Genomic DNA, 18,501 nt, shown 5'->3' with positions numbered 1-18,501 from the left:
AAGAGCGACGCACAGGAATGGCTGAACATGATGAACGCGGCCAGGTTCATGCCCGAGGAAATCCGCCGCAAGCTCATGCCGAAGGACAGGGGCTTCGACGAGGCGCTCCCGAAGTTCCTGGACTCCGTCGCGGCGTCCAAGGGCGACGACTCCAAGACCCACCTCGCTTACAAGTACCGCCTCAAGACATTCAAGGAATGGCTTGATGCAAACGGCATCAAGACGCTCATGCGCTTCGATGCCGAACAGGCGACGAACTGGGCGGTGTGGCTGTCCGAAAGGTACGCTCCCAAGTCCCAGCACGAAATGGTTCGCTGCACAAGCCAGTTCTGCCAGTGGGCGGCTAAGATTTACGACCTGGGCGACTACAACCCGTTCCGCGACGTGGCGTTCCCCAAGGTTCCGAAACGCGCCAAGGCGTTCTGGACTCCCGAACAGATTGAAAGGATTCTCGACAACGCGCCCGACCCGGAATTTAGACTGTTCTGGTCGGTCATGGCCTTCGCTGGCCTACGTCATGCGGAGGCTTGCCGATTCGGGCCGTCGTGCATCCAAGAGGACGGAAAGATGCGCGTCGTCGGCAAGGGCGACAAGGAAGCGTTCCTCCCTATTAGCGACCGCCTCAAGGCGGAAATCAAACGCTACGGCAAGCTGAAAGACGGCATGTTCGCGACAGCACGTTTCGACCATGCGGACAGGTGCAACGAAACGCTGCGAATTGCAGTGGAAGCCGCGGGATATAAGAGCGACGACGCGACGAACCACAAGTGGCGCCACTCGTTCGCATCCAACCTAATCCGTTCAGGCGTTGGCCCGAAAATCGTTCAGCAGTTGATGCGCCATGAAGACGTGCGCCAGACTTTGGACACCTACAGTCACCTGCTGCAAGATGACCTGGAAAAGGCTCTCAACAAGAAATAAAAAAGGCTCGCGAAAGCGAGCTTATTTTGCTATAAATGCGTCGGTCCGTTCTCGACGCAATAACCTTCTTTATATTCCCCTATATTTGAGCAGACAACCCTTATGTTCGATGCAACAACATTAAAAACTTGTTCATTAAATTTGACATACCTATAATTCACTGATGGAACCTTGAAATCATGGGAGGAATAACAGGTGCACTTGGAAGCCTCTTGCACATTTACATAAGAAATAAACAGAGTATCATCTACAAAATCTAAAGCTACATCAGCGGAAACGTCACAATAATCTAAAGCGTAAAGAGTCAAGTCAAAGCAACCTCTGCAATCGCCTAAATAAACAGCTGAATGTTCACCATAACCAACAATTAACGACGAAATCATCTTCTCAATATCCGACGAACTGGATGAGGAAGCGTCCGCACACTTTCCAAGAACCACCGAAGTATATAGCGTAGGATTCTTTTCTTCCGACGAACTGGATGCGGAATCACTGCATCCGACAAGAAGTTCTAAAGATATTGCAAAGAGGATGGGAAAAAGAATGTTTGTTTTCATTTCTTTATAAATTACAAAAAATCACCGTTTGACATTCTTTTCAACGGTGTCGAAGCACTGTTTTAGCATCAGCTCCGCAGCCTTATGCACATCGCCGTTTATCTTTTTCAAGAACGAAACAGTCTTGGTTTTAAAGTTATCTTCAAACTTTCCGTCAAGAACATCGGGCCATTTGCCGATTTTCAAATCAACTGCGAAGGTCTTGCCGAGCGTGACAGCTTCCTTCTTTAGGTTGCCTCCCAGTTCGCGATAATGCGCTTTTGTCTTTCGAGCCAAAGCAGCCATCGCGAAACCCAAATCCAAGTCGTTCGGATTCACCAGGTAGTTTCTCAATGCGTGTTCAATCTCGACCATGACCCAAAAATAGAAAAGGCCCCGGCATGAGCCAGGGCCTTCGTGCGTCAAGGAGGTATCTTCCTAAAATTCGTCCATCGTGAAGTGCGTCTTTCTCGCACAAACGGCGATGCCGCCGCTGGAAATGACATTATTGAGCCATTCCTTCAACCTGGACTTGCTAAACCACATCGGAGTGCCGCGTCCACCCGGCTGGTAAACCTCCAGCGGATAGACCAACTTGCCGTGACGGCTTTTTGCCAACAGCTTGTCGAAAGTGGATGTCGCCATCCCGATAAAATTCCCAGCCTCGGTACGGTCGAGAAATTCTTCATCAGCGATTATCTTCATCGGTACTCCTTTCACCATTCCTGGTGACGATATAATGCAGCGCGGCCACAAGTGGCAGCATAAAGTTTGACATGAGTCCAGACATGAACTTTTCATCATTAAACCCGAACTTCCGTGCTATCCCGCAGTAGCCCTTGGTAAGGCTCTCCGCAACGGCGAACTGCTTCGCCTCAAGCGGAATGTCCTTCATGGACTCATCGTCCAGCACGGTTTCCTTATAAATGCGACAGAGCGAGCGTAGGCTAAGCCCTGCATCTTCCATCACGATTATCTGTTCAAGTTCCTTTTCCAGTCTGTCCATCTTCGATTCAATCCATCTAGGCCACCGCCTGCACCATGCAGCGGTCGGCTAAATCTTCACCTTGTTCCAGGAGACGTTCTCGCCTCCCTCGTAAACGAAATACTCCTTCGAGTTCACGCGTTCGTCGTCAATCTTTTCATAGACGCTGAACTTTATCCGTTCCTCAAGTGCGACGCCCGTACATTCCTTTACGACAGCCGCCATCCAGCGCAGAACGTGTGCATGGTCGTCGCAGGTAATCTTGAGTTCCGAAACGGTTACGCCCGGTACATTTGCGAAGGTTTCCTCGAACCTTCCTCTTGCTTCGTATGTCATTTGTTTTTTCCTTTATGGTTATTGGTTGTTGATTTTCTTAACTGTTTTTAGTCAAAGAAAGAACGCTGGCGATTCGCGCACCAGCAGCGCCGCAGCTTGGGTTAGAAAAAGCTGCGAGTTTTCTTAGTAAACAAACCGCACATGGCGCACTTTCCCGTGCACTATGTCCGTAACGAGCTGCTTCGCGGCGGCTTCGTCAAGTCCGTAGTTCATCAGGTCTTCGAGTGCTTCCCGATTCGCCATGCGTCGGTATTGGCGTTCGTCGTCCGGGAAAAGCATCGCCTCACGTGTCGCCTTGGCATCAGCCTCCCCGAAATCGACATTGGTCAATTTCTGTGCTTCCGCAGCTTCGCGCTTGGCCGCTTCCGCCTCGCGTTTTGCCGTTTCTGCTTCTTCTTGCGCCTTGCGCAGTTTTTCTTCCGTTTCGCGTTTCTCGGCTTCCGCCTTTTCACGCGCCGCCTTTTCAAAGTCCGCCTGACTCGCCCTCAAGCGTTCCAGTTCAGCTTTCTCCGCCTCCTGCTTCTCTGCGCTGGCGAGGATGCCGTTGACCTGGCGCCTCGCGTCGTTGATGGCGTCCATCGCTTCCTGGTAGCTTTCGTCCCAATACTTGGCGTCGTGAACATGTGCTTCGATGGCCTCAAGCACCTGCCTGCACCCTTCGGAATTGCAGCCGATGGCCGTCGCGGGAATGTTGGAAATCTCCACGATTTCCTGCTGTCTAGCCTCGATTTCCCTGATGGGCGCCATGACCTCCTTCTGGAGCATTTCGAGCGTTTCCTTCACAAGCCGACGCGTTTCATCGACGCGCTTGGGCTTCGCCTTGAGTTCCTTGGCGACCTGTGCGCCCCTGTCCTCGATGGCGGTCTTGAGCTTCGCGAGCTTGGCGTTCATCGCCTTGCGGGCCTTGAACCCTTCCTCGGTGTGAACGTCCGCGACCAGCCCACGCGCAATCTTCTTGACCTGGTTGAGCATCGGGACAAAGTTCTTCTTGTCCAGGAAAAGCGCCTCCGGGTCCATGCAGTCCGTCTTGACCGCGAACTGTTTTCCCTCGTCGATAAGGACGAGCGCGTTGGGATTCTTTTCTTCCATCACTTCTTCGGTTTCCATCGTCGCCTCCATTAGAACTCCACCTCCTGCATCATTCCGGCCTCCACGCGCTTCGCCTCGCGGTAGAATCCGTCAATCTGGTCAAGGCCCAGTTCTTCAAGACTGCGGCAGTTGTACGCCTTGAGCGTGTCCTTAATCGCGGCGGGAATCATCTTGTTGCACACCTCGATGAATTTCGCCTTGCGGTCGCCCGTGTGTTCCTGCGGCTGCTGTTCCGGCTTCGGGGCTTCCGCCCTTTCCACCGCTTCCTCAATCTTGATTTCCTTTTCAGGGTCAAGTCCCTGTTCCGGCGAAAGCTCCGCGCTCTCATAGGGCATCCCGCCGAACTCCACGGGGAAAGCGAGGCGGAACGCACGCGCAATCGCGACCTTCTCAAGCATGACCCTGGGCTTGCTCTGCCACATGGAATTGCCCTGGTCGTACTCGCTGAAAAACACCTCGCACTTGACGGGAACCTTCCTGTCCTTGCGGAAAACGCGGCAGATGCAGCTCACGTCCCCGTCCTTGGGAACCAGCGCATCCACGCTGTAGTTGCCGTTCTTGCCACTCTTGGTGGACTTGCCCCTGACGAACTCGCCGCGCCATTCCGTCTCGTAGCCGTCGTAGTTGGGGTTCATTTCGGCACGCTTGAGGTACACTTCGTACCCCGTGACGATGCTCATCGTCTTTCCGCCGTCGCGATTGTTGTACGTGACGGCATAAACTTCTTTCTTCCACGGGTTCAGCCCGAACGCCATGGAAACCGCGAGGAACTGCTTGACCTGGTGGTCGTTGAGACCCGGCGTCGTCGCGGTGAGGTAGTCAAGCAGCAGGGCGTCGTTGACCTGCTGCGGATTGGATTGTGTAGCTATTGCGTTATTCATAGTTGTTGGTTTCCCTTTGTTGTTAGTAGTTGTTCATTTGTTGTCCCTTCGACAGGGTTTTTAGCCTTGCCGCCACGTAGTTCGTGACCGCCCCTTTCCAGTTCATAATCGTCATGCCCTCACGGGTTTTCCCTCCCCTGGAAAGCGTAATCTCCAGCCATTCGCGTCCCAGCGCGTCGTCGAGGTGCTTTTCCGCGCAGAAGTCGTAAAGTTCCTCGGTCGTCGGCAATCGCGGCGGCTGTACTTTCCTAATCTCATGTCCGTGTTTTTCGTGTCCAGCCAGGGCGTTCGCCCTGTTGACCTCGCTGCGCTGCTGGATTCTCTCGCTGGAACATTTCACCATGAACGCCCCGAAACTGTCGCCAGTCCCGTCAACATCCTCAAGTGCATCCATCGAATCCCTCACGTCGGCGATAATCTGTTCATCCGTCATTTTTCGGAAGTGCTTGATAAAGTCACTGAACGAAACCTTAGCCCAATATGGATTCGCCATGTTCAAAAGCCCTAAGTATCAAGGTTGAGGCAATGAGTCCCTGGCTCGCCGGGAAACCCTTTCGCTTGTTCTCGCTGGCCAGCTGCTCCAGGGCCTGCTTCGCCCGTGCCGTTATGCCGACCTGCCAAATTTTTTGCGTACCGTTTATTTTCTTTTGCATACTTTTCAATTTCTTTTGCCTTACATTCAAAATCTATTCAATTCTAGGCAAAAAATCAAGGGATTTTTTAAAAAAATTTTAAAAATTATTGAATACTATGCAATTTTTGATTAAATTTATGGCATGAACGTTGAAAAATACCTTGACAGAACAAACAAAACGGCCAGCACCCTGGCCGACGAACTGGGACTCAACGCCTCAAGCGTCACCGCTTGGAAGAAAGGCAAGGCGACTCCCAGCTACGACATTTGCCAGAAACTACTGGAAATCGGCATGGGAATCGACGAGCTTTTCACTCCTGAACTTTGGGAGGCGATAAAGACTCGTCACGCTGCGGAGTTTCGGGGCGAGGTTGTGCTGACTCCCGAGGAATGCGCTCTAATCGTACGCAACGGGCTTCGCAGTCTGCGTCTAAAAGATGAAAGTTCTGAAGACCAACAAGGGTAATTTCCCCGTGTTCCTTTAGCTTAGGCATAAGCAGTCCTTTGGCCCTGTTCGGGGCCTTTTTTTGTGGGAACTTTTGCAAGTCGCAACGATTTGCAAACGCTTGAACCCAGGCATAACAAACGGGTTCAAGTCGCGACAAAAACTTGCAACCCTATTATATCAGTAGTAGTAATAGGAGAATGATTAACAGTAGGAGTATGAGTAGGACTCACTCCGTAATTGTGGAGATATTGATATATAAAAACCTCATACTCAACTCACGCAACAGCGCGACGAAAAAAGGAAATGAGCTTGAGGGCGATATAGATATCGAAGGGGATTTTTTCCGTCCCGACTTGAACAGCGGAAAAAATAAAAAATTATTCTGTCAATTCGTGACACTTTCGAAAAATGCGGATTTTCGCAACTTTAGCCCCCCCCCTGCAAGGACGTGCAGCGTCCTGCACGCTTTCCGGCGCCATCGGGCGGACATTTTAACGGCCCGAAGCAAGGAGGCGCTTGCAGCGTTTTGCACAGCGAACAAAAGCGAAACGACGGGAACGGCTGCGAGTGCTTGCGAATTGCAGGGGCAGTCAAGTGAGGCGCCTCCATTTTTGTATCTCTTACGGCGAAAAGAGAGAACAGATGCAGAATTTCGAACGAATTTTTGGACTGTTGTAATTCTTGAGAAAAGACAATAAAGAAAAAGCGAATTGTTCAAATTCGCTTTTCTTTATTCTTACATCAATCGTACCCGTTGTGAATAACCAGGACGGTCAATTTTAACTTCATTGATATTTAAACAATTTATCCAGCTCAGAAGATTTTGGAGTAATATTTTAACATCTCGACGGTATGGCTTTGGTTCATTTATCAATGCATCATGTAAGCATGCCGTTATAGCACCAAAATACATCTCAGAGTTGTTTTCTTTTAGAATCTTCTTTAGCCAAGAAAAACATTTGGAGTTTAAAAAAGCTTGTTTAATATCGTCAGGACTTTGATTAGTTTGCAGATTTAAAAAAGAAATAGGTTGATGATATAAAGAGCGAACATCTTCTGTTGGTGGAAAATCTTCCGCAAACAAAACAGACAATTCATCTTTAACAAGCTCCTTTATATCGTCAGACCAGCCCGCACCTTCAATTTTTGTGCTCGGTTCTACACTGTTCATTTCTTGTTTCATTTTTTCATATAGTTCTGGCGTCATAAGTGTCGAAGAAGCAAACAAATTGTTTATTCTCTGACAGTCATCATCATCTAAATAATCGAATGTCGCTGCTTCATAATTACCTTCATCAAACAGAAAACCCTTTCCCGTTAAATTCGAGCTTCCTATGACATAACGAAGAGAATCGAAAATGAATATTTTCGCATGAAGACTGAAATTGATATACAAGTCCCAATTGTGCTCTATACAATAATCATACAACGACAAATCCGATGCCTTTGAAATCAAATCACTTTTTCGAAACCTAACTAACAAACGCTTTTGGGGAACAGCAATTCTACAATTATCATCTAAGAACTTCACAACGGACTCTTTGCAAAAAGCAGACACCAATTGCAAAGAGTCTTCGCATTGTTCAAGTTCTTCAAGTACTCGCTCTTTTATTTGATTTTTAAAAAGTATAGTCAATTTACTTTCCCGTCAAATTCGAGTGCATTTGTTCAAAAATATACGCTCTCAAGCGTTCATTCCATCGAGCAATCAAATCATCATTGGAATCTTTATAAGAAACATTAGTTTCATCGATTACTTTAGCAAGTGACGCTATAAACAGTTCAAAAGCCGTGAGAAAATCAGGGTCTTCCTGAAGTGGTTTTTCCAGATAGTTTTTATAAAAAGGATGGTCCATGTTTATATACACAGAACATGTTCCCAATTCGTAAGACATGTCAAACAAGGGAGCATTTCGCATTGCTTTATGACAAATGTTCACGGAATTGTTCAAATAAGAGCGAATTTCCTCATCTGTTGGATTGTTCACGCCATTTTCTTCAAGAACCTGTTTGGCGCCTTCAATTCGCTCTTCAAGGGGCTTCGTCTCTGCGGCTTGCTTTGATTGAGAATCATTATCATTATTCTGTTCAACATTATTTATAATCGTCTCTGTAGGCGAAGCTGGCGGATTAGTCGAAGGTTTAACCCTTGAATTTTTTCTCGTCACCTTATTCTTGTCAAACATTGCTCGAATAGTATTATGAATTATAGAATAAAGTTGTAGCCACATAGGTTTGACTTCATTATCTTTTCCTTTATAATCATCAGGGTCTAAATAATGAAGTTCTACATGTTGTTTGTTGTTTGCAACGCCAAACGCTTCGTCTAGCTCTGGATTAAATCTTATTTCGCATCCCCACCAACGGTGAGTAGGTTCATTAACATTATCATAAAAATCAAACTGTCCAAAATCTATTTCACGATTAGCTCTGACAACAGAAATTCCTTCGAGTTTTTTTACATGTTTACCAATTTCAGTGCTTCCTGGGTCCGTAACAACCGCATCTTGCGCATAAAAAACATCTTTTACGATTGAGAATTTTATATAAACAAATGATTCCTTAACCTCTCCTGTTTTTACATCAATGTATTTAACTGGATATTTAATGGAATTTGTCGATTCATCAAAATTTTTTGTATCTGGCTTATGATAGGGCTCAAAAACTGGAACACAATATTTCTTGTTAGCGTGACTTGTGTCGATTGTCCCCGGCTTTTCGGGATTTCCTAATACAAGATTATTCGGCATCAACATTAACGGGTCGTTGGGCATAATCTTTTTTAAATTGCTTGTATTGTCGTGCTCAATGAGCACAATAGAGCAACATTCTTCGAGAATGAAATATCTAAATTTCTGTCCTAAAGTGAACAAAAGCTTATCAAAAAGTGTACCAACGGTTTTGGGAACGACTTTATCACAATTTTTCCAAATAACAACAGTTCCATGCGACTTAAAAGACACCTTTTCTTTCGTACTTGATATGGTGTATTCTAAATAGCGTTCATATTCGCGCGGAACGCTTTCTAAGACAGGGTCCTGAATATTTTTCTGTTCGCCTTCACGTACTTTTTCTACATCAAGAAATACTTTTTTACAGTTTTCATACCCATTTTGCCATGAATAAACATCCACTGCGGGGCAGGCGTGCATAGATGCCTGAGGCAAGCCCACGCCAAATCTTCCCATTCCCCTTCGGTCGGTTCTACTTGAATAACCATAAGCCAAACATCCCCCCAATTCGGAGTCCGTCATGCCAGTTCCATTGTCAATAAAAACAACTTCACTTACATTCTTTCGACCTGAATTTGGATTGACGGTTTCCTTTACGACAATGAAAACATTTTTCGCTTCTGCTTGTATGGAATTATCCACAATTTCAGCCATAGCGCTTTCAATATTCTTGTAGCCAGTGTTGCGCAACGCATCGGCCATAGACCTTATAACGAAAATTTCATTTGGCATGATTATCTATCTCCTTAATTAATAATTCCAGTAATTGTTAAAATGAGAAAAAGCTAGATGTTCGTCATACTTTTTCAAATTATCCTTAACATCTATAAGCAAGCATTCTTCGTTGCCGCCCATTTGAGGACCTCGCAAGCCTCTTCCCAACATCTGACTATACAATACAACAGAATTGGTCGGCCGAGTAATAAAAACACACTTAATATTTGTCGCGTCAAACCCTGTAGTTAAAACTTCATAATTAATAAGGACATTAAGTGGATTACTACGGTCTTTAAAGTACGCAATGGCGTTTTTTCTATCCGTCGCATCCATGTTTCCCGTCACAAGAGCGTTCGGCACTCCAGCTAAAGTCAAAGCAGAAGAAAGAAGTTGAGCGTGGCTCAAGGAACAAGCAAAGACAATTGTGGGAAAATCGTCTCGATTCAGTTCTTTAATTCTTTCAATTATACGAATATTTCTAAACCTATTCTTTCCAATTATTTCTAGTGCATCCTTTGAAAAATCATCATAGCCATATTCTGTGGCGACTAATCTGATGCCTTTCATTTCTTCTTCTGTCAAACATTCAGGATACTCAAGTTCTTCTTTCTTTATCTTTGACAAAACTCCTCGCTGCTGGAAATATTTTATAATATCCATTTCCGCCGTTGCATTATCAGCGTCTTGTTCCGACAAATTAATCCTATTAATAATTTCAGTATCTATCGAAATAATATTAGAACCAAACTGGTTGACAAAAGCCGAATTTTCGCCACTTATCGATGTTGTGCGTCCAGGAGTCGCTGTTAAGCCTATAAGTGCTCGGTCTTGCATTCCTCTCTTTTTTATCATTAACTGGTCAACAATATCAGACCATTCTTTTGCAAAAGCCTTGTGTGCCTCGTCAAATACAACAAGACGAACATCATTCACTATTCTGTTAAACAAATTCTTTCCATGGGAATTTTTTGTTAGCGCCAACAACTTCTGTATGCTGCACACCATAAAACCATTTAAGGTTTCATCGCCTAGCGAAGGTTCGTTTGTTCCCCAAAGCTTATATACATTTATTGAGCCGTCACCGAGATTTCTCCAAACCGCTTCAAACGTACTTTCAGCTTGCCTTAACAGTTCTACGGTATTAGCAATCCATAAAACAAGTCCTTTTTTTCGCAAATTGAAATTTATATGATGGCAAATAATATGCATCGCAGTTTTGGTTTTACCAGTTCCTGTGGGCATATGAATCAGGAATCTCTTTAGTTCCACACCATCTGTCAAATTGGTCAAAGCTCTTTGCTTTATAACATACTGATAATCAAGTAATTCATAAAATCTTTCATTTGCATCTACTTGAACAATACTTTTTTCATCAGTTTCTTTTTGTGGGAAAGCATCTTCCAATGTGTAGCCAAAAATACCCAAAATTTCTTTTGATAATTCCGATTTATTCCATTTACACTTTGCAACGTCTTTTATTATCTCATTTTTATCGTCTTTCTTTGATTTTGCCAGTTTTTTTAGAATCGGAATCTCTGTATCAGCTTGTTTGCCTCTTAATGTGAGTAATATGTGATAGCGAAATTCAGGGTTTTTAAATAATTTAACTCCATGTACAGAACAAAGTATTTCGCTGTACTTGCTTTTTGTAATAGTTCCTAGTTCCCATTCGAGTAATGATTCTACAATATCTTCGCCAAGCAATTTCCTCAGGGTCTCAATTTTTAAATCGCTTAGATGCTTTTTTAATATTTCGTTACTCATAGAACAATCTCCTACAAACAGCTATTTATGTAATCAAGTGCATGTTTCAATTCTACAAAGTCACAATCTTTAGTAAAATGATTTATAGAAAATCTTATTGTACCAGATGGGAAAGTTCCTGCAAATTTATGCGCCAAAGGAGCACATTGAAGCCCAGAACGAATTTTAACACCCTGTTCAGCAAAAATGCTGCCAGCTGTATCACTACTTATTCCATTTATTAAGCAAGAAACTATCCCCACATATTTCTGACCTTGGAAATCACCGACCAATTTTATCTCGTTGTAATTTTTGAGCATTTCAACCAAACGAGTTCTCATCAAGTTTTCTTCTTGATAAAGTTTTTCCACCCCATAATCAAGAATCCACTTCAAAGAGGCATTTAAACCAGCCAAGCCAGCAACATTCATCGTTCCAAACTCGAATTTTTGGGGTATATCGCTAGGCATATCTTCATTTGCAGAATCAAAGCCTGTTCCTCCAAAAAAAACAGGTTCTATATCCAATTGTTCAGACATCACAAAGCCAGATATGCCTGTGGGACCATACAAAGTCTTATGTCCTGCAAAAACAGCGACGTCTATGTCCGTCGAACCCACATTACATTCAACTAAACCAGCACTCTGAGACATGTCTAAAATATTTATGCTCTGATATTTTTTCGACAGTGAAAAAATTTCTTCTATCGGAGATATCAAGCCAAATACATTGCTGGCATGAGAGACGACAACTAGGTCAGGCTTTACGCTATTAAACTGTTTCTTTATCTTATTGAAGTCGTATGAAAAGTCCTTGTTTACGTCCAACAGACGTATGGAAACGATTCCTTTTTTTTGGAAATGCCAAAGACTTCTCATGACAGCATTATGTTCAAATGGGCTTACATAAACATTCTTTACTCTGTTTATCAATCCATGAATAACAATGTTTAGAGCAACAGTGGCAGATGGAGTGAACACAACAGCCTTTGAATCGCAATGGAGTATTTTTTGCAAAAGAAATCTTGTTTCCTTTACTAACGCTCCTAATCCATTCTTTCCTCGACCATAGCTTCCGTCACAGGTTCTGTAAAAAGAATCCATAAACGAATATACGCTCTCTGGCTTAGGAAAAGAAGTTGCTGCATTATCAAAGTACGCCATGTAATCACCTATCGCACATCTTTTGAAGAATGTCAACCACAACCTGTCGAATTTCATTTTCAGAAACAGATTGACCAAAAGACTCGATTGCAGACTTGACAGTATTTGCCAGCAGCTGACTTCTTCCGCTTAATGGGACCCTGTCAAAGCACTTTGTAACGAGCTTTCCATTTTCATCAACAAAGTTCAGCTCGTAAGAACTACCACTTTTTTTGCCCCTAGAAGCATTTGATTTTTTCCAAGAGAACTCTTCCGCAGTAGTTTTATATTCATCAATTCTCTCAAAGAAAAGTTCTTCGCAAGACTCATTCCAGTCTTCAATGCGCAAGTCTGTTGCAATTTTCGCGAGTCTGTCTAGCAGAGAGTATATATCCAGATTGTCGTTCTTCATAAGAGAAACAAACTTATCTGTTCCATTAGCAAAAACTTGCCTCCCAATTTGTTCATCTAAGGACTCTATCCAATCCTTAGAAACGGACTTCAAAGAAGTCTTTTTTAGAAGAGACTTCTCGCCCGAGAAAAGTTTCTCCTTTAACTTATCCGCCAATTCATTCTTTTTTTCATTTAGGCAGTTATCAAAAAAAGCCTTAGTTGTTGCAATAGCGGAAATAAGCTCCTTTGAATAGTTTTTCTTGAACCCATAAAGAGCCGGTATTTCAACGAAAATTGTCGCGCTATCACTTTTGTTGGATGAAAGGATTTTGACAAATTTCGATGCGGTTGTTTCATTTGCCGCAATCGTCTTAGTGTATTTCGGCAAAGAAACAAACCATCTTTTTATTGCAGAAAGAATGTAGCCATAATTGTTAGCGCCCTTTTCCTGCTCAATTACGAAATCCTCATATACCTTTGTCAACTCTTGGACATAACGTTCTTTTTCAGAATCCCATTCCATCGCAGACAAAACATAATTTGACGGCTCCGAATCAATTAAAACCAGAGACTCCATGGATATAGGCAGCTGATTTCCATCGTTATCAGAAAGAATTATTTCTTTCTTGCACTCATGGAAAACCACTGCTATAAAAAGAGGTATTAAGCCCCTGCGAAGTCCAATTTTTCCCGCGGGATTCATCAGCTTAGCGTAAAGGGCATCAAAAGAACAGTCGCCCTTTTTCTTAGCGCCATCCACAAACGATTGAATTGTGGCTAAAACAAAGCTGAGATTTTTATCAGGAGGCGTCAAACATAATTGAGCATACGAATCAGAATTGTCAAGAATTCCTGTGCGAATAAGACAACTTCTCATAATCGAAACATCTTGTCCATTGCCCGTAAGACCAAGCTTGGGTTCAAGTTCGTTTCTAAGAAGAGCCTTAATCACTTTATTACGGCTGTTTAAAGCCATTGTTGACGGTTCATTTTTATTAATCACCTCATTATTAATAATAGGCGTTTTTTTGAACACATCATCGCAGATATCTGACAATAGAGCGGTTAGTTCAGTTTTACGAGAGACCTCCCATTCATCGCCCATATAAATGGTTGTATTCCTCATCAACTCTGGACGAGAATATGACATAACAAAAGAAAGGAGAACATCTCTCAAATCTTCATATATGATGTCAAATTCATCGAATAATATAGGGTCATCCGCATACTTGTCTTTCAAGACTGAAGCCGCGTAATATTCCAGGACTTGCGGAAAGTAGTCGCTTCTATGTTTAGGCAAAACGAAAACACATCGTTGCATTTTCTTGCTAAACAACAATATATTCTGTCGAACCTGTTTTATACTTTCATCAGAATCGAGTAAAATTGCGAATACAGCGCCGTCAGCGTTTCTTTTCTGTATGATTTCTTCATATTCAAATTCGTCGTTTATCTCGGATGCATTTATAAATATGAAAGAAAAGAAACGAGTCATTTCGTTATCGTCGTTATATCTTGAAGGATAAACGAAGTTGTCGTAGTTCAGTGAATTGAGAACATTCTTAATAGAAACGTCATTCTTTAAACGTTCCATTTCGTCTTTCAGCAACTGTCTCGTATCAAGTCCAGAATAATCCTTTAACTTCAAATACGAATTGCTTCTTTTGAAATACAAGACGAATTTTTTTTCTATCAGATTTGAAAGCGCCGCTTCAATTTCATCAAGTTTGTACTCAGACGAATAAATTGACTCTATGGTAGCCTTCAATGGTTTGATTTTTTCAAACTGTGCTAGCATATAAATCAAAGATATCGACTTTACTATCTTTGTTTCCAGCGACTTTGCGTTTAGATTATTCAAAATCTGCTTTGTGAGACGATACTGGTCGTGTATCTCTGCGACGTAAATTTCCTTTTGGAAAAGCGGCTCAAAATAATCATACAAAACATCAGGAGTTACCAAGAAGAATGAATTATCCCTTTGTTTGTCAAGACAAGAAGAAAGGCAGGCGCCGCCTTTTGCAGATAAGAAAGTAAAAAGGGTTCTTTCGTTTTGAGCAACCTTTTCGGACAATCTCGGAAGAATGAAAATCGACGCTGGATGTAAAGGATAACAAGAACTTATCACACTTTCAATCGCCGAACGGTCTAAATCTGAAAATATTTCATCTTCTCCGTATTGCGAAACAAGCTTTTTAAATCGGCTTTTGTTTGCTTTTAGGAAGGATTCCCAGAGTTTCGCTTTTTTCTGAATGACCGTAGAAATGATTTCATAAGTCTGACTGGAATCATTATCCAGATGAATATGGGAAAATCTTTCTGAGATACCCCTCCATCCATCTACTTTTGCCTTAGGCAATTTGTCAATATAATTGGATATTTCCTTATGGGAAATAAGCATCAAATGTAACTGGTTTGCGCCACTACGATTGCAACGCTCTGCAAAATCTTGCAGCATTTTTGTATCGCTTACGCTGGTTTGGGCGATGTTCGCTTCGAGAAATTTACTAAACTCGTCGTAAACAACATAAATGCCATTATAACCTTTTTTCTTGATTTCAGCAGAAACATTTGCATAGAGTTCTACAACATCGAACCCCAAGAAAGGATTAAAAGAACTACCCGAAGTCAAATCAGGATAGACTGTTTCAAAGAATCTATATGATTCAACATCAAATGCTTTTAACGAATCGATATAATCGTCCAATGAGCAATCCAGCAGCTTTTCAAATTTCTTTAAGGTATCTGGATAGGAATCTTGCCAACGAGAAATAGCCCTAACAGCAGCTTCAAAGTTCGTCTTGGGCATTACATTTTCCAAACCATTTTCCTTCAGCGCCACCTGTAAACTGTACAAGAAGGCTTGCGTCAGGCTTCCATTATTTCCAGATATAATTACAGGAAGAAACTTTCTTTTTTCATCATAAAAATTTCGTACCTGCTGATAGAGTTTTTTATCCTCTTTTAGTTTTGGAAGAACGTTGGTGTATGTTTTTAGGTTTCTTCCCATTAACATTGTAATTATTGCAAGAACAATGTGAGACTTTCCTTTTCCATAAGCACCAATAAGAATCCGCGCTCTTTCAGTCGAATTCTTATTCGTGCTCAGCAGGATATCCCTTAACAATTCAAAGAATGACGAAGTCGGGATGAAGGAATTTAACTTGCTGTCATCATTCAAATCATACGCTATATTGATTGAATGCTGAAATTCAGAGGCCACAGAAATCATTGTTTGCATAGATAAACCCACAATAATTAAATACTAGAATAGAACGAGCGAACGCAGTCCTCAAACGATAGAATATCGTTCAAACGAATCACATCAAGTCCTGCCGTTCTAATAATTTTAATTTTATTAATTCGTTCAATAGACCTTAATACATCTATTAGAGAAATAGTGTCTAAGTTGAAAATTTTTCCCAAATTACACGGCCCATTTAATATTGCCTGTATAGGGATTTCCTTTTCACCGTTCGCATTATCCATTATGATAGCCAACGCAACCCACGGATTAATGAGAGATGAGGGCGGCATTTTTTTCTTGTAAATATGTTTTTTCTTGTCAACACTTTCAAGAAGTCCAATTTCCCCTAGAGGACATGCGATATTGTTTTCCGGCGAGAAATCGTCCATATCCGCTTTATACTTCGGTATATAGGTGTTTAATATACAGACGAAATCATCAGATAGAGAACGAAGGGCTACTTCATCCTCACCATTTATGGAAACAAATTTTTGAACAGCCTCAATGAAATCTTCTTTTGTGAACTCAGACAGATTAAACTCATTAAAGAAGAAATACCATGAGGAAACATCGTCCTTGCTGCTGCACAACTTATATTGAAGTAGATGCAACGTTCCCAATTCTTCAAAATAGCGGTCATTGTCATAAACAAGCGTTCCAAAATCTGTTAGGACCTGTTCTCTTTTCCCGTTTTTCCGTTCTACCGTAAGTCCAACTGCTTGAAGCCAGTATCTTAGAGCCAAAACCATGTTGGCGCCTATGCCAAGCACTTCTGAGGGTTTTTCGTCTTTATTTGTGAAAAGGTTTGGGTACTTCAGCACATACTTCATACCCTTTGTAAGCCAGCCTTTTCTTATAAAAAAAGTTTCATGTGCTCGAAATTTCATCGTTTCACTTTCCTGGTTTTGTTTTTAAATACTTGTTCATCAGGCAACCGCCTGCCAAATACTTGGCTGTCACACATTTTTTGCAGTGTACGCATTTGAACGGGTCTATGTGATAACCGTCAACGGTAATTGAAATCGCATTAGCCTTGCATATCGACTCGCATTTCAGACACTTTCTGCAAGCATTGAATTTCTTTACCTGGTAAGATATTTGAGTCTGTAAAAAATCATGATTATCCACGTTCATGGTTTTTATTTTTACAGCAAATTCAAAGCCATCGTTTGAAAAAGGCTGTATAGATATAATGGGAACATTCGTCTTTATATCTAAGACCAGAACCTCATGCAGTAATTTGCGGCCAAGTTCCTTGGAAATCTTTCCAAACGGAACAAATAAATTGATAAAAGCATCTGAGCATGGTTCTTTCAGACTATAAATTTTTGCATGGTCTTCAGCGGTACAGTTTGTGAATTTTACTTTCACATCATTAGCCGCTGCAAGGCCGTTTCCTCCTTGGCGTGCTTTCCACTTTCCGGAATCCACATACTCTTCTGGGTCAGGTTTTCCAATTTTTTTTGCAAACGATATTAGCTTTGTCCGCCATGCTTTTGATTTATCGGGCATGTAAATACGAGACAGGAATTGTGCTCGCTGGTTATTATTTGGACAGCACCAGCAACCAACTCTATCATATCCCTTTCTATATGCGTCATTGAAATCAACTTTTTCCGCAAGCATATAAAGCCACACATCGACATCCGTCCAAAAGAAAATCGGTGACGCAACAGTCTGTTTCTGAATTTTAACAGACTCCGAACCTTTTTCTACACGATTATATTTGCTGCGGCTAATAGATTCAACCTTTCGAATGCCATAAAAGGTGAGAATTTGGTCGCTTTTGTATAAACTATTCAGTATTCTTGTTATAGGCCCTGTTTTGAACATAGAGCAGCACCAGCGCATCATTCTTGCCGGAGGCCCAATATCTTCCACCACATCTTCAAAAACTTGGTCAGTATTTTTTGCCGTCAAAAAAATCGCGTAGGGATGGTCTTTCTGATAACGTTTTGCGTAATCAACAGTAGAATCAAACTCTAATGTCGTATTGCCAAATATATGCACAAGTGAAGGATTACTTAGCGCTTTCTGAACCAAATCTGCCGTTACAGTAGAATCTTTTCCCCCAGAAAATGAAAGAACTATTTTTTCTTCCTTATACTTCGACGCTTCTTTTCTTACAAATTCAAACGCCTCATTTTTCAAAAAATCGAGTCTCGCTCTATTTGCTCGACAAAAAGCTTCAACAAATTTGTCGAAATAAGCATAACTCAGTTGCGGCAAAGACGATTCAATGCCTTCCCTGAGCATATCTGTGTCTGCATGTTGAAAAACACTTGATGAAATCGGTTTAGGATTTCCATCAATAAAATACCGACTGTTTTCACACCAAATAGACTTTTCTTGCAGCGAATGAGGTGTTAAACCGAGAAGTAATTCAAGCAACAGTCGTTCTTCAGGAAAAACAGGTCGTACATCCTGAGCCATATATTTTGTCTTTCCATGACATATCGGACATACACCCTTATTTAGCTGCATCGCATCATAAATAACGGGAGCTTTACACTTATCACACCAATAAACTTCAGAAGCAACTTCTTCAGAAGTTGACGAACCGCACACAGGGCATTTCGTCATTTTAGTTTCAATATTACAGTTTTTGCACCACATAGAATACTTGTTTCTGACAATATAGCTTTTTGCATAAACCGTTTTTTGTCATTTTTTTACCCTTCTCATTTTTTACTGGAC

Annotated in this window: 19 protein-coding genes; 3 read left to right on the top strand and 16 right to left on the bottom strand. The window is 42.2% G+C overall.

Going from position 1 to position 18,501, the window contains the following annotated elements:
• Nucleotides 1–30: 30 nt before the first annotated feature.
• Nucleotides 31–921, top strand: a complete 891-nt coding sequence (locus BUQ91_RS00420; RefSeq protein ID WP_175566578.1) for a tyrosine-type recombinase/integrase — start codon at nucleotides 31–33, stop codon at nucleotides 919–921.
• Between the two features lie 29 nt (nucleotides 922–950).
• On the opposite strand, the gene BUQ91_RS15465 is transcribed toward BUQ91_RS00420, so the two are convergent.
• From BUQ91_RS15465 to BUQ91_RS00380, 9 genes are all read right to left on the bottom strand, one after another.
• On the bottom strand, nucleotides 951–1,478 hold the full coding sequence (locus BUQ91_RS15465) for a hypothetical protein (protein ID WP_139299658.1): 528 nt from the start codon (nucleotides 1,476–1,478) through the stop codon (nucleotides 951–953).
• Nucleotides 1,479–1,499: 21 nt separating this feature from the next.
• Entirely contained in the window at nucleotides 1,500–1,832 is a 333-nt protein-coding gene (locus BUQ91_RS00415; RefSeq protein WP_073053478.1) for a hypothetical protein, read from the bottom strand.
• Nucleotides 1,833–1,895: 63 nt separating this feature from the next.
• Complete coding sequence (locus BUQ91_RS00410) at nucleotides 1,896–2,162, bottom strand: hypothetical protein (RefSeq protein WP_073324065.1); 267 nt, start codon at nucleotides 2,160–2,162, stop codon at nucleotides 1,896–1,898.
• On the bottom strand, nucleotides 2,146–2,463 hold the full coding sequence (locus BUQ91_RS00405; protein WP_073324063.1) for a hypothetical protein: 318 nt from the start codon (nucleotides 2,461–2,463) through the stop codon (nucleotides 2,146–2,148). Before BUQ91_RS00405 ends, BUQ91_RS00410 begins: the two co-directional genes overlap by 17 nt.
• A 48-nt stretch (nucleotides 2,464–2,511) precedes the next feature.
• Nucleotides 2,512–2,778, bottom strand: coding sequence for a hypothetical protein (locus BUQ91_RS00400; RefSeq protein ID WP_073324061.1), 267 nt, complete (start codon nucleotides 2,776–2,778; stop codon nucleotides 2,512–2,514).
• 123 nt (nucleotides 2,779–2,901) lie between these two features.
• Nucleotides 2,902–3,885 carry a coiled-coil domain-containing protein gene (locus BUQ91_RS00395; protein WP_139299657.1) on the bottom strand — a complete coding sequence of 328 codons (984 nt, stop codon included), beginning with the start codon at nucleotides 3,883–3,885 and terminating at the stop codon, nucleotides 2,902–2,904.
• 11 nt (nucleotides 3,886–3,896) lie between these two features.
• Entirely contained in the window at nucleotides 3,897–4,748 is an 852-nt protein-coding gene (gene bet, locus BUQ91_RS00390; protein ID WP_073324057.1) for a phage recombination protein Bet, read from the bottom strand.
• 22 nt (nucleotides 4,749–4,770) lie between these two features.
• Nucleotides 4,771–5,181 (bottom strand): hypothetical protein, encoded by a 411-nt coding sequence (locus tag BUQ91_RS00385; protein ID WP_073324055.1) that lies wholly within the window; start codon nucleotides 5,179–5,181, stop codon nucleotides 4,771–4,773.
• Nucleotides 5,182–5,218: 37 nt separating this feature from the next.
• On the bottom strand, nucleotides 5,219–5,401 hold the full coding sequence (locus tag BUQ91_RS00380) for a hypothetical protein (protein ID WP_073324054.1): 183 nt from the start codon (nucleotides 5,399–5,401) through the stop codon (nucleotides 5,219–5,221).
• A 123-nt stretch (nucleotides 5,402–5,524) separates the two neighbouring features.
• Here BUQ91_RS00380 and BUQ91_RS00375 point away from each other — a divergent pair, with 123 nt between their 5' ends.
• Together BUQ91_RS00375 and BUQ91_RS00370 are read left to right on the top strand one after the other, a co-directional pair.
• Nucleotides 5,525–5,848: a helix-turn-helix transcriptional regulator gene (locus BUQ91_RS00375; protein ID WP_073324052.1), complete on the top strand. Its 324-nt coding sequence runs from the start codon at nucleotides 5,525–5,527 to the stop codon at nucleotides 5,846–5,848.
• Nucleotides 5,849–6,045: 197 nt separating this feature from the next.
• Nucleotides 6,046–6,528: a hypothetical protein gene (locus BUQ91_RS00370; RefSeq protein WP_074207731.1), complete on the top strand. Its 483-nt coding sequence runs from the start codon at nucleotides 6,046–6,048 to the stop codon at nucleotides 6,526–6,528.
• Nucleotides 6,529–6,566: 38 nt separating this feature from the next.
• On the opposite strand, the gene BUQ91_RS00365 is transcribed toward BUQ91_RS00370, so the two are convergent.
• Genes BUQ91_RS00365 through BUQ91_RS00335 form a run of 7 tightly spaced genes read right to left on the bottom strand, consistent with a single transcriptional unit; the run spans nucleotide 6,567 to nucleotide 18,420 of the window.
• Nucleotides 6,567–7,466 (bottom strand): phospholipase D-like domain-containing protein, encoded by a 900-nt coding sequence (locus tag BUQ91_RS00365; protein ID WP_074207730.1) that lies wholly within the window; start codon nucleotides 7,464–7,466, stop codon nucleotides 6,567–6,569.
• Between the two features lies 1 nt (nucleotide 7,467).
• Nucleotides 7,468–9,294: an ATP-binding protein gene (locus tag BUQ91_RS00360; protein ID WP_074207729.1), complete on the bottom strand. Its 1,827-nt coding sequence runs from the start codon at nucleotides 9,292–9,294 to the stop codon at nucleotides 7,468–7,470.
• Between the two features lie 18 nt (nucleotides 9,295–9,312).
• A complete protein-coding gene (locus tag BUQ91_RS00355; RefSeq protein ID WP_074207728.1) occupies nucleotides 9,313–11,043 on the bottom strand; it encodes a DEAD/DEAH box helicase in 1,731 nt (576 codons plus the stop codon).
• A gap of 11 nt (nucleotides 11,044–11,054) precedes the next feature.
• The gene (locus tag BUQ91_RS00350) at nucleotides 11,055–12,185 is read right to left on the bottom strand and encodes an aminotransferase class V-fold PLP-dependent enzyme (RefSeq protein WP_074207727.1); all 1,131 of its coding nucleotides are present in this window, start codon (nucleotides 12,183–12,185) and stop codon (nucleotides 11,055–11,057) included.
• A gap of 4 nt (nucleotides 12,186–12,189) precedes the next feature.
• Nucleotides 12,190–15,798 carry a hypothetical protein gene (locus tag BUQ91_RS00345; protein WP_074207726.1) on the bottom strand — a complete coding sequence of 1,203 codons (3,609 nt, stop codon included), beginning with the start codon at nucleotides 15,796–15,798 and terminating at the stop codon, nucleotides 12,190–12,192.
• A 17-nt stretch (nucleotides 15,799–15,815) separates the two neighbouring features.
• Nucleotides 15,816–16,691, bottom strand: a complete 876-nt coding sequence (locus tag BUQ91_RS00340) for a DUF4007 family protein (RefSeq protein ID WP_074207725.1) — start codon at nucleotides 16,689–16,691, stop codon at nucleotides 15,816–15,818.
• 4 nt (nucleotides 16,692–16,695) lie between these two features.
• Nucleotides 16,696–18,420 (bottom strand): phosphoadenosine phosphosulfate reductase domain-containing protein, encoded by a 1,725-nt coding sequence (locus BUQ91_RS00335; RefSeq protein ID WP_074207724.1) that lies wholly within the window; start codon nucleotides 18,418–18,420, stop codon nucleotides 16,696–16,698.
• Between the last annotated feature and the right edge of the window lie 81 nt (nucleotides 18,421–18,501).

This window comes from Fibrobacter sp. UWB11, assembly GCF_900143015.1.
In the GTDB taxonomy this organism is placed as follows: Bacteria; Fibrobacterota; Fibrobacteria; order Fibrobacterales; family Fibrobacteraceae; genus Fibrobacter.
The sequence above is the reverse complement of the archived record's forward strand: the minus strand, read 5'-3'. Positions and strand labels throughout refer to the sequence as shown.

Excerpts from the sequence above, each read along its gene's own strand:
- BUQ91_RS00420 (WP_175566578.1), top strand. The coding sequence starts at position 31 with ATGAACGCGGCCAGGTTCATGCCCGAGGAAATCCGCCGCAAGCTCATG.
- BUQ91_RS15465 (WP_139299658.1), bottom strand. The coding sequence starts at position 1,478 with ATGAAAACAAACATTCTTTTTCCCATCCTCTTTGCAATATCTTTAGAA.
- BUQ91_RS00415 (WP_073053478.1), bottom strand. The coding sequence starts at position 1,832 with ATGGTCGAGATTGAACACGCATTGAGAAACTACCTGGTGAATCCGAAC.
- BUQ91_RS00410 (WP_073324065.1), bottom strand. The coding sequence starts at position 2,162 with ATGAAGATAATCGCTGATGAAGAATTTCTCGACCGTACCGAGGCTGGG.
- BUQ91_RS00405 (WP_073324063.1), bottom strand. The coding sequence starts at position 2,463 with ATGGACAGACTGGAAAAGGAACTTGAACAGATAATCGTGATGGAAGAT.
- BUQ91_RS00400 (WP_073324061.1), bottom strand. The coding sequence starts at position 2,778 with ATGACATACGAAGCAAGAGGAAGGTTCGAGGAAACCTTCGCAAATGTA.
- BUQ91_RS00395 (WP_139299657.1), bottom strand. The coding sequence starts at position 3,885 with ATGGAAACCGAAGAAGTGATGGAAGAAAAGAATCCCAACGCGCTCGTC.
- bet (WP_073324057.1), bottom strand. The coding sequence starts at position 4,748 with ATGAATAACGCAATAGCTACACAATCCAATCCGCAGCAGGTCAACGAC.
- BUQ91_RS00385 (WP_073324055.1), bottom strand. The coding sequence starts at position 5,181 with ATGACGGATGAACAGATTATCGCCGACGTGAGGGATTCGATGGATGCA.
- BUQ91_RS00380 (WP_073324054.1), bottom strand. The coding sequence starts at position 5,401 with ATGCAAAAGAAAATAAACGGTACGCAAAAAATTTGGCAGGTCGGCATA.
- BUQ91_RS00375 (WP_073324052.1), top strand. The coding sequence starts at position 5,525 with ATGAACGTTGAAAAATACCTTGACAGAACAAACAAAACGGCCAGCACC.
- BUQ91_RS00370 (WP_074207731.1), top strand. The coding sequence starts at position 6,046 with ATGAGTAGGACTCACTCCGTAATTGTGGAGATATTGATATATAAAAAC.
- BUQ91_RS00360 (WP_074207729.1), bottom strand. The coding sequence starts at position 9,294 with ATGCCAAATGAAATTTTCGTTATAAGGTCTATGGCCGATGCGTTGCGC.
- BUQ91_RS00355 (WP_074207728.1), bottom strand. The coding sequence starts at position 11,043 with ATGAGTAACGAAATATTAAAAAAGCATCTAAGCGATTTAAAAATTGAG.
- BUQ91_RS00350 (WP_074207727.1), bottom strand. The coding sequence starts at position 12,185 with ATGGCGTACTTTGATAATGCAGCAACTTCTTTTCCTAAGCCAGAGAGC.
- BUQ91_RS00345 (WP_074207726.1), bottom strand. The coding sequence starts at position 15,798 with ATGCAAACAATGATTTCTGTGGCCTCTGAATTTCAGCATTCAATCAAT.
- BUQ91_RS00340 (WP_074207725.1), bottom strand. The coding sequence starts at position 16,691 with ATGAAATTTCGAGCACATGAAACTTTTTTTATAAGAAAAGGCTGGCTT.
- BUQ91_RS00335 (WP_074207724.1), bottom strand. The coding sequence starts at position 18,420 with ATGTGGTGCAAAAACTGTAATATTGAAACTAAAATGACGAAATGCCCT.